10 protein-coding genes are annotated in these 8,772 nt (G+C 58.9%); 6 read left to right on the plus strand and 4 right to left on the minus strand.

The annotated features are described in order from the left end of the window. On the minus strand, positions 1 to 392 hold a 392-nt coding region (locus ABJP42_RS04480; protein ID WP_348338721.1), incomplete at its 3' end, for a GMC family oxidoreductase. Between the two features lie 110 nt (positions 393 to 502). Between ABJP42_RS04480 and ABJP42_RS04485 the strand changes: the two genes are divergently transcribed. The 5 genes from ABJP42_RS04485 to rarD all read left to right on the plus strand — a co-directional run bounded on the left by ABJP42_RS04485 (position 503) and on the right by rarD (position 5,704). After that, complete coding sequence (locus ABJP42_RS04485) at positions 503 to 1,735, plus strand: TRAP transporter substrate-binding protein (protein WP_348338722.1); 1,233 nt, start codon at positions 503 to 505, stop codon at positions 1,733 to 1,735. Positions 1,736 to 1,831: 96 nt separating this feature from the next. Next, entirely contained in the window at positions 1,832 to 2,500 is a 669-nt protein-coding gene (locus ABJP42_RS04490; RefSeq protein ID WP_348338724.1) for a TRAP transporter small permease, read from the plus strand. Beyond that, positions 2,500 to 3,858, plus strand: a complete 1,359-nt coding sequence (locus tag ABJP42_RS04495) for a TRAP transporter large permease (RefSeq protein ID WP_348338726.1) — start codon at positions 2,500 to 2,502, stop codon at positions 3,856 to 3,858. The genes ABJP42_RS04490 and ABJP42_RS04495 overlap by 1 nt, the downstream gene beginning before the upstream one ends. A gap of 10 nt (positions 3,859 to 3,868) precedes the next feature. Continuing rightward, positions 3,869 to 4,663, plus strand: coding sequence for an IclR family transcriptional regulator (locus ABJP42_RS04500; protein ID WP_348338728.1), 795 nt, complete (start codon positions 3,869 to 3,871; stop codon positions 4,661 to 4,663). 135 nt (positions 4,664 to 4,798) lie between these two features. Further along, entirely contained in the window at positions 4,799 to 5,704 is a 906-nt protein-coding gene (rarD, locus tag ABJP42_RS04505) for an EamA family transporter RarD (protein ID WP_348338730.1), read from the plus strand. Positions 5,705 to 5,706: 2 nt separating this feature from the next. Here rarD and ABJP42_RS04510 read toward each other — a convergent pair whose 3' ends face one another. Continuing rightward, the gene (locus tag ABJP42_RS04510; protein WP_348338732.1) at positions 5,707 to 6,420 is read right to left on the minus strand and encodes an SGNH/GDSL hydrolase family protein; all 714 of its coding nucleotides are present in this window, start codon (positions 6,418 to 6,420) and stop codon (positions 5,707 to 5,709) included. 48 nt (positions 6,421 to 6,468) lie between these two features. Beyond that, the gene (locus ABJP42_RS04515; RefSeq protein ID WP_348338734.1) at positions 6,469 to 6,879 is read right to left on the minus strand and encodes a nuclear transport factor 2 family protein; all 411 of its coding nucleotides are present in this window, start codon (positions 6,877 to 6,879) and stop codon (positions 6,469 to 6,471) included. A gap of 110 nt (positions 6,880 to 6,989) precedes the next feature. On the opposite strand from ABJP42_RS04515, the gene ABJP42_RS04520 reads away from it, so the two are divergent. After that, positions 6,990 to 7,643 carry an RluA family pseudouridine synthase gene (locus ABJP42_RS04520; RefSeq protein ID WP_348338736.1) on the plus strand — a complete coding sequence of 218 codons (654 nt, stop codon included), beginning with the start codon at positions 6,990 to 6,992 and terminating at the stop codon, positions 7,641 to 7,643. A gap of 19 nt (positions 7,644 to 7,662) precedes the next feature. Here ABJP42_RS04520 and ABJP42_RS04525 read toward each other — a convergent pair whose 3' ends face one another. Next, complete coding sequence (locus tag ABJP42_RS04525; RefSeq protein ID WP_348338738.1) at positions 7,663 to 8,511, minus strand: alpha-1,2-fucosyltransferase; 849 nt, start codon at positions 8,509 to 8,511, stop codon at positions 7,663 to 7,665. Between the last annotated feature and the right edge of the window lie 261 nt (positions 8,512 to 8,772).

Raw genomic sequence — 8,772 nt, forward strand, 5'->3', positions numbered from 1 at the left:
CCGCGTTCGTTGTTTTCCGAGCGTTTGAACAGCGGCAGCACATCGTCCCAGCCCCAGCCTTCGTTGCCCATCTGACGCCAGCGGTCATAATCCTGTGATTGCCCGCGCACATAGAGCAACCCATTGAGCGAGGAAGACCCGCCCAGCACCTTGCCGCGTGGCCATTCGATCGAGCGGCCATTTAGTCCCGGATCGGGTTCGGTTTTATAACACCAATCCACCTTAGGGTTGTGTATGGTTTTGAAATAGCCAACGGGGATATGGATCCAGGGATTGAGGTCCCGGCCGCCAGCCTCCAGAAGAATCACCTTCTTGCTGGGGTCTGCGCTCAGCCGATTGGCAAGGACACAGCCCGCAGACCCCGCGCCTACGATGATATAATCAGCCTCCAAAACCCGTCCCTCCAGTTGGTCACGAAAAAAACTCTATGCAAATTGCATGAATTAGACTAGCTTTTTTTGAGATGAAACGTCTCAATAATGATCATCTAGGGAGGAAGACTATGGGACTCAAGGAGAATCTTCATCATATCTCGCGGCGGGACCTGTTCCGGGTTGCTGGCCGCTACGGTATGAGCTCGACACTTTTGGCGGCGGGGGGCTTTGGAGGGGCCATGAGCCTGGCCAATCTCGCATCCGCTGCGGAATCAACATATGAGAAGCGGTTTACTAAGCCCGCTAAGCACACGCTAAAGTTTGGTGCATCCGGGTTTAACGCCCAGAATCTGCTGATTGAACGCGCTGGTGCGCTGGAGTTTGCCCGCGATCTGGAAAGCCGCACGGATGGCGAAATTCGGATTGAATTTATTGGCAACAACCAGATCTGTGGTCAGACATCCTGCGTGGAGAAAACCCAGCAGGGCATCGTGGATATCTATGCCGCTTCGACCCAGAACTCGGCAGGCGGCGCGCCCTATCTGAACGTGCTCGACTATGCCTATATGTTCCCCGGTCGGGCCTCGCAGTACCATTTCCTGTACAGCCCCGAATCGCAGCGCATCCTCCGTGACCCGCTGGAAAAACGGCACGGGCTAAAGTTCCTGTTCAGCCATTGCGAGCTGCGCGGCATTCAGCTGGGTCTGGGTTGGGAAGACAAGCCAACCGTGACCAAGCTGGAGCAACTTTTTGGCACCAAGAACCGGGTGACCGGGACACAGCTGGGCCGGATTGCCATGCAGGCGCTGAACCTCAACCCGGTGCCGGTGGCCTGGGAGGAAACTCTGGATGGGCTGAAGCAGGGTCTGATCGACGGTGCTGAAACCTGGGCCTCGGCTGTGGCCTACGCCAATATGTCGCCCGTGGTCAGCCAGTCGGTAGATCTGAAATTCTTCTGCGGCACGGAACACACCTCGATGAGCGCTGCGGTCTTTGATGGTCTCGAAGGCTATCTGCAGGACGCGGTGATGGAGAGTGCCTATTGGGCCCAGACCCATGTACAGGCGGCCAACGAGGCGGCGCTGGTCAAAACTGTTGGTCATTCCGATCCGCAGATGCCCGGAACGATCTTTGCCGAGAACAACGTGCGCAATGCCTTCCTGGCCGATGACCAGATCAAGATGGCCGAGGAAATGTGCTCGCCCGAGTTCCAGCCGCAGCTCTGGGAACAGTGGCGCGAACGTTTGAACGGCTGGGCCGGTGGCATCGATACCTATCAGGAAATCTATGACATTGCCCGTCAGGTGCCCAAAGATATGAAGCCGGAAAACGTCGAACCCCGGCGCTGGTGGAAGTCCTAGTCACAGGCAAGATGATCACGGATCGGCGTGCATTTGCGCGCCGATCTCATTTGTCCAAATTACCGGCGCGGCCCGGCGGACATCAGGGAGGAAGAGATGGGACTCTGGTCTGAGATCAGCGACATAATTCGTGCATTCATGTCGCAAGACAGCTGGGAAATCCGCAATGCGCTCAAAACCGACAGCGCCTGGGTTTTTGGCACCCTTGCCACCGCGCTGGGCGGTATCATCATGTTGGGGGTGTATAGGCTTTTGCCCTGGCTGGACCGGCATCTTGAACGCACCATCATGGTCTATAGCTATCTGGCGATTGCCTTCATCATCTTTTGGGGGGTTATTGATCGGTTCATTTTCTCCAATCAGCAGCCCTGGTCGACCACCATTCCGCCGCTGCTTTTCATGATCATGGCCTGGTTTGGCGCGGCCTTTAACGTGCGGCTGCGCACCCACCTCAGCTTTGCCGAGTTTCGCACCATGATGCCACGGAGCGGCCAGCTGGCCTGCCTGATGCTGGATGCCGTGCTGTGGTTTGTCTTTGCGGTGATTGTGCTGGTCACCACCACGCGGATGACGGCGCTGTCGGCCTCGAATTTTCAGATCGTGCTGGGCACCGACAATGTCATGCAGTGGTGGTTTCTGATCACCGCGCCGATGTCCTTTGTGCTGATGGTAGCACGGGTGTTTGAAAACCTGATCGAGGATCTGGCGAACTGGCGCTCTGGGGCACCGCTGATCAAGCAGGCAGTAATCGGGGGAGATATCTGATGACTGACGGTTCCTGGGTCACATTGATCTCGCTTGGGGTCACCTTTTTGTTCATGCTCGGCGTGCCGGTGCTGTTGGTCATCGCCTATTGGGTGATTGGCTGCTCCTTTGTGCTGGGGCTGACGCTCGACAATATGGGTGCCGAGCTGCTGAACGTCTTCAACAAGGGCTTTGCCCTGCTGGCGATGCCGCTGTTTATCCTCACGGGGGATTTGATCAACCAGTCGGGGATTGCCCGGCGATTATCGGATTTTGCCTATGCCTGTCTGGGCTGGCTGCGTGGCGGGCTTGCCATGGCAGCGCTGGGCGCCTGCGGGTTGTTTGCCGCCATTTCTGGCTCGAACTCGGCGACAACCGCCACCATTGGCTCGATGTTGCATCCCGAAATGGTCAAAGGTGGCTATGACGAACGTTTCTCGGCGGCGACGGCTGCAGCGGGTGGCACGGTGGGGATCATCATCCCGCCCTCGATCATCTTTATCGTCTATGGGTTCTTGCTGAACCTGCCGATTTCAGAGCTGTTTGTGGCCGGCATCCTGCCCGGAGCGCTGATGGTGATCGGCATGCAGCTGGCCTGCTGGGTGATCTGCCGCATCAACGGCTGGGGCCATCTGATCCCGCTGCAGCTGACCCGTGTCCTGAAAACTGCCTTTGGTGCCTGGCTTGGCTTCTTTGCCATCGGTCTGGTGCTCTGGGGGATCTACACCGGCAAATTCTCCCCAACCGAGGCGGCGGGGGTCACCGTTGGCTTCTGTGTAATCGCCGGGCTGGTGAGCTATCCGCTTAACCGGATCATGGGATCGCGCAAGGACAAGCCGATTTCGGAGAAATCCTATGCCGAAATGTTGGTGGTCGAAGGCTTCACCATTCCGCAAATTCCCTCGGTGGTGGTGCGGTCGGCTCAGATCACCGGCATTCTGGCGCCGCTGATTGCAATCTCGGTGGTGATGCAGCAGATCCTGTCGCTGCTGGGGGCGCAGCAGACCATTGGTGATTTTGTGACCTCGATGGGCGGCTATCACGCAGTGCTCTTTACCTCGATGGTGATTGTCTTCTTCTCGGGCATGGTGCTGGAAAGCCTGCCGGTGACGATAATCCTGGCACCGATCCTGGCGCCGATTGCGGCCTCGGTCGGGATTGATCCGATCCATTTCTCGGTGATCTTCCTGGTGGGGGCTTCGATTGGCTTCATCACGCCACCCTATGGGCTTAACCTCTATGTCGCATCCGGTGTAACGGGCGTTCCCTACTTCCGTTTGCTGCGCTATACCGTGCCCTACCTTGCGGCGTTGCTGAGCGTCTGGATACTGGTTGCCCTGGTGCCTGACCTTGCTCTGATCCTGCTGCCCAATAGATAGATGTGACGCCATGCCAAACGAGCCGACCTCCGCCAAAGAGACGCAGATCCCAACCAATTTGAGATTGTTGCTGATCGTGGAAGAGGTCGCCCGGCGTGGCGTTGCCGTAAAACCTGCACAGCTGGTGCAGGCCCTGGGCCTGCCAAAACCCACCCTGCACCGGTTGTTGCAAACCGCCGAAGAAGAAGGCTTTTTGCAACGCGATCTGGATGGTCGCTCCTATGGTCCTGGCCCGCGCCTGCGGGCGCTGGCGGTCAATACCATCTCGTCTGAACATCTGCGCACCGCGCGTCTGACCATCCTTAAGGCCGTGGCCGAGGAAATTGGCGAGACCTGCAATCTGGCAACCCCGGACCGCGAAGGCATGACCTATCTGGATCGGGTTGAAACCAAATGGCCGCTGCGCATTCAATTGCCCATCGGCACCCAGGTGCCCTTTCATTGTACCGCCAGCGGCAAGATGTATCTGTCCACCCTGCGCAGCACGACGCTGAACAGCGTGCTGTCGGCGCGACCCCTGGAGCCGCAAACCAAACAGAGCATCACCGCGCCCGAGGCCCTGCGCGAAGAGCTGCAAAAGACCCGCGAGCGCGGCTATGCCACCGATGATGAGGAATTCATGACCGGCATGGCGGCGATTGCCGTGCCGATCAATGATCCGCAGGGGCGTTTGATGGCAACCCTCTCTGTTCATGCGCCGGTGCAGCGTCGCTCGCTGAGCCAGATCCTGGAATTCCTGCCGCCTCTGCAACAGGCGGCCTCCCGATTGACCGCCTTGAATGGAGAGCAGGTCGGAGACATCTGATCGGCCCCTATCCGCCTTGTTTTTTGCGCCTGCATTGCCCGCGACCCATCACCAATGGTGATTGGAGGTGTAACAGAAACTCGGCTTCTTCTTTTGTCGCAAACTGCCATAAAGATGCGTCAGAGGAGGCCCGAGATGACCCAGCAAACGCGCGAGAATACCGATACCCCGCAGGGGCTGGCCTTTGCCATTTCGGCCTATGTGCTTTGGGGGTTCTTGCCGCTGTACATGAAGCTGCTGGAGCATGTTCCTGCCGCAGAAGTGGTGGCGCATCGGGTGTTGTGGTCGGTGCCGGTGGCGGGTATTTTGTTGATCCTTCTGGGCCGCACCAAAGATCTTCGCGCGGCGCTGAAAAACCCAAAAACCCTCGGCATGGCCTGCGTCACGGCGGCGCTGATCTCGGTGAACTGGGGCATTTATGTTTGGTCGATTGCCACCGGCCATGCCCTGGACGCCGCACTTGGTTACTACATCAATCCGCTGTTCAGCATCGCGCTGGGCGCGCTTTTGCTGCGTGAGCGGCTGACACGCACGCAGCTGGTTGCCATTGCCCTGGCCGCCGCAGCGGTGGTGGTGCTGACGGTCGAGGCCGGACGGCTGCCCTGGGCCGCCGTGGCCCTGACGCTGAGCTGGGGCTTTTATGCCTTCTTCAAGAAACAGTTGTCGGTTGGTCCCAATCAGGGATTTATGCTCGAAGTGTTGATCCTGACCCCGCCGGCGCTGGGGTACCTCGCCTATCTGTCCGCCACTGGCGGAACCCATTTCCACGGCGCTGACATCTGGCTGCTGATGGGCTGCGGGTTGGTGACGGCTGTGCCGCTGATCGTCTATGCCAATGGCGCCAAATTGCTGCGGCTCTCGACCATCGGGATTTTGCAGTATATCGCGCCAACGATGATTTTCCTGATCGCGGTCTTTGTCTTTGGCGAAGAATTTGGCCGCGCCCGGATGATTGCTTTCCCGATGATCTGGGCCGCCCTGGTGATCTATTCGATCCCATTGATCCAGCAATTGCGCAGCCAGCCAAAACCCTCGGCCTAGGTCTACGTCTTTAGCTGGGCGTGGATGTGCTGCACCAAAAGCTCGGCCCAAAGGTGATAGGCCTGCGCGCTGGGGTGATAGCCGTCTTTGGCCGCCAGATCCGGGTCTTGGGGCAGTTCAAAAGGCAGATGCAGCACATTTGGCCGGTTTTGCGCCTCGGCTTTCAGCACGGTGTCGAGCCGGGTGGATTGTCGACCCAGCACCCAGGCCAACGGTTGCGGCAGGGCCGGGAACAGCTGCATCTGTGGCACCCCACTGGCCAGGATCAAGTCTGGTTCAAACCGGTCTTCCAGTAGCTGCATCAGCTGTGATTGCTCTCGGGCAAAGCCGCGGCGAGAGGTGCCAGAGGTCACGTCATTGACCCCCAGCGCCAGCACTACAACATCAAAACGCTGTTTTGGCAGGGCTGCGAGCTGGGCAAGGGTATCGCGGGTTTTATGCCCGGTGGTGGCCTGCAGCTGCCAGTGCAGCTCAAAATTCGTGGCGAGCTGCGCTGCCATTTGGCCGCTTAGCGCTTGCGCCTGATCCGAGGTTCCAACCCCGGCAGCAGAGCTGTCTCCGGCGATCAGCAGCCGCAAAAGCGGACCGGAGCCGCACTGCCCCTGACGTGGCCCGCTCGGTTCTGGCAGGATCAGCGCCCGCCGCCGCACTGCTATGCCCTGGAGCAAGAGCAGAGGCAGCAGCGGCAGGCGCAGGATTTGGTCAATCGCCAGCATGGGGAAGCGCCAGTCTTATTGTGAATTTGCAGATCTGGCGCAAGATACTCAGCTCAGGGATTTGCGGAACTCCAAAAAGCGCGCGTCGGTCATGACACGGGCATTGATAGCTTCGCGCAGGGCGCCAATGGTTTTGTAGGGGCGCATGACCACTTCAAAATTCTGGATCAGCCCGTCGTCGTTCAGGGTGATCAGATCGACACCAACAGTGTCCAGATCACCCACTTTGCACTGGAACTCCATGGCCCAGTCATTGCCGTCGCCCATGATGCGGCGATAGCGGAATTCGGTGAAGATCTTGCCGACATGGCCCAGCACAGCCGCCACCGGTTCCCGTCCGGTCCAGGTTTTCCAATAGGTTGGCGGCTTGAAGGTCACATCTTCGGCCAGCAGGCCTAGAATGGCCTCTTCATCGCCCTTGGCGACAACTTCCTGCATGCGGGTAATGGTTGGATGCATGGTCTCTCTCCCTTGTTTGTTGTGCCAGAGCTTGCGTATCAAAGGCGCCGGCGGCAAGGGCGACGTGACGGGAACTTGCCGTGGGCGGCAAGGCGCAGTAGGCAGCACCCATGGCTGTTTCAAGTGACTATACCCCACCGCAGGACCCGCTGGAGATCCTGCACCATGATGCGCAGATCTTGGTGCTGAACAAACCCGCCGGATTGCTAAGCGTGCCGGGGCGCGGCGAACATCTGGCTGATTGCCTGCTGACCCGTGTGAAGGCCGCCTTCCCCGAAGCGCTGCTGGTGCACCGGCTGGACCGCGATACCTCGGGGATTTTGATCTTTGGGGTGACGCCCCATGCGCAGCGGCATCTGTCGATGCAGTTTGAAAAGCGCAGTGCCAAAAAGGCATATGTGGCACGATTGGAAGGCCATCTGGAACCGCGCGCCGGAGAGGTCGATCTGCCGCTTATTGTGGACTGGCCCAACCGGCCCCGGCAGATGGTCTGTCACGACACAGGTAAACCGGCGCTGACGGAGTATCGCGTGGTGAAATACGGGCCGGGTGAGACCCGCGTCCGGCTGACGCCTAAAACTGGCCGTACCCATCAGCTGCGTCTGCATATGATGGCTCTGGGCCATGCGATCCTTGGCGATCCGCTTTATGCCAGTGCTGAGGGCCGCGACCACCCCCGCATGATGCTGCATTCCGAAGAGCTGCGGATCAAACATCCTGACAGTGGTGAATCAATGAAGTTCCGCGCCAAGGCCAGCTTCTGAAATCGAATATGATGGCCGCTCAGGCTGAGACCTTCAGCCAGTCACTGGGCAGGGTGTCGGGGTTTTTCAGCTTGGGGTCTCCAAACCAAGTGGCGGGGCCTGCCACCCGTTTGTCGGGATTGCGGTTAAGCCAGGCGGCCCACCAGGAAAACGAGCTGTTGGCGATGATATTGTGCTTGCACAGGCTCATCAGGCGCATGTCTTCAAAATCGGTTTTTGGCCCGTTGAAATCGACAACGATCTTGGCACAGGGCAGCGGCAGATTGGCCTTGGCCCAGTCGGGATCGTCGGAAAACACATAGATGGTGGGCTCTGGCCCTGGCAGATCCTGCAGCAGGCGCTGCAGGGCGGCCTCGTAATAGGCCTGATCACAAAGCCCGTGTGCCTCGAGCGCGACATAATCGCCGCGGCGCACGTGCAGCGAGATCGCGTTTTCGGCTGAGATCTGCGCCGCCATATCGGCATTCTGGGTGCTGCTGAACTCCGGGAAGGTAAAATCGGCGCGAATCATTTCGCGGATGCTGTCAAAATAGGTCTCGCTTTGCCAGTAACCGTGCAGGTAGCTGCCATCGCTCCAGGTCTCAAAGGCCGGGTTATAGCCCAGCCCGCGTTCGCGGCGAAACTTAGGCACCAAGCCCAGCCCACGCCAAAGCCCATAGCGCAGGGGCTGTAGTTTTTTCAGCGGTGGCAGGGCGCTGGGCGCCGTCAGTCGCAGATCAAAGACACGGGTTAGAACCCCCTCACCGCGCTGCTCAGCCTCGCGACTGTCCAGCGCTACAGTCGTCAGCAAACGCTGCGCCAGCGCCCGCGCGGCGGCGTATTGAAACATTTGATTGCCAAGGCGGCCGTGCAGACGGGCAGTGATCATGGCGGGGTCCTTTTCAGATCTCTCGAAGGGGAGAGTGGTGCTCTGAATAGAGTGGTTTTCACAGCATGACCAGTTGCCCGATAGATGCAAGCTTAAGGAGATTTTTCCGGCACCCGTGCGACCCAGGAGCTATAGGGTCCATGGCCAAAATCTGGGTCAGGCAAGTCCGGAATTTTGGCAATGAATTCAACTGAATGGCCATCGGGATCTTTGCAATAAACTGAAAGGGCAGGCATCCAGCCAATGACTGGGGGCTCGCGG

The sequence above is a fragment of the Pseudophaeobacter sp. genome, assembly GCF_039971195.1.
Lineage (GTDB): Bacteria > Pseudomonadota > Alphaproteobacteria > Rhodobacterales > Rhodobacteraceae > Pseudophaeobacter.

Excerpts from the sequence above, each read along its gene's own strand:
- ABJP42_RS04485 (WP_348338722.1), top strand. The coding sequence starts at position 503 with ATGGGACTCAAGGAGAATCTTCATCATATCTCGCGGCGGGACCTGTTC.
- ABJP42_RS04490 (WP_348338724.1), top strand. The coding sequence starts at position 1,832 with ATGGGACTCTGGTCTGAGATCAGCGACATAATTCGTGCATTCATGTCG.
- ABJP42_RS04495 (WP_348338726.1), top strand. The coding sequence starts at position 2,500 with ATGACTGACGGTTCCTGGGTCACATTGATCTCGCTTGGGGTCACCTTT.
- ABJP42_RS04500 (WP_348338728.1), top strand. The coding sequence starts at position 3,869 with ATGCCAAACGAGCCGACCTCCGCCAAAGAGACGCAGATCCCAACCAAT.
- rarD (WP_348338730.1), top strand. The coding sequence starts at position 4,799 with ATGACCCAGCAAACGCGCGAGAATACCGATACCCCGCAGGGGCTGGCC.
- ABJP42_RS04510 (WP_348338732.1), bottom strand. The coding sequence starts at position 6,420 with ATGCTGGCGATTGACCAAATCCTGCGCCTGCCGCTGCTGCCTCTGCTC.
- ABJP42_RS04515 (WP_348338734.1), bottom strand. The coding sequence starts at position 6,879 with ATGCATCCAACCATTACCCGCATGCAGGAAGTTGTCGCCAAGGGCGAT.
- ABJP42_RS04520 (WP_348338736.1), top strand. The coding sequence starts at position 6,990 with ATGGCTGTTTCAAGTGACTATACCCCACCGCAGGACCCGCTGGAGATC.
- ABJP42_RS04525 (WP_348338738.1), bottom strand. The coding sequence starts at position 8,511 with ATGATCACTGCCCGTCTGCACGGCCGCCTTGGCAATCAAATGTTTCAA.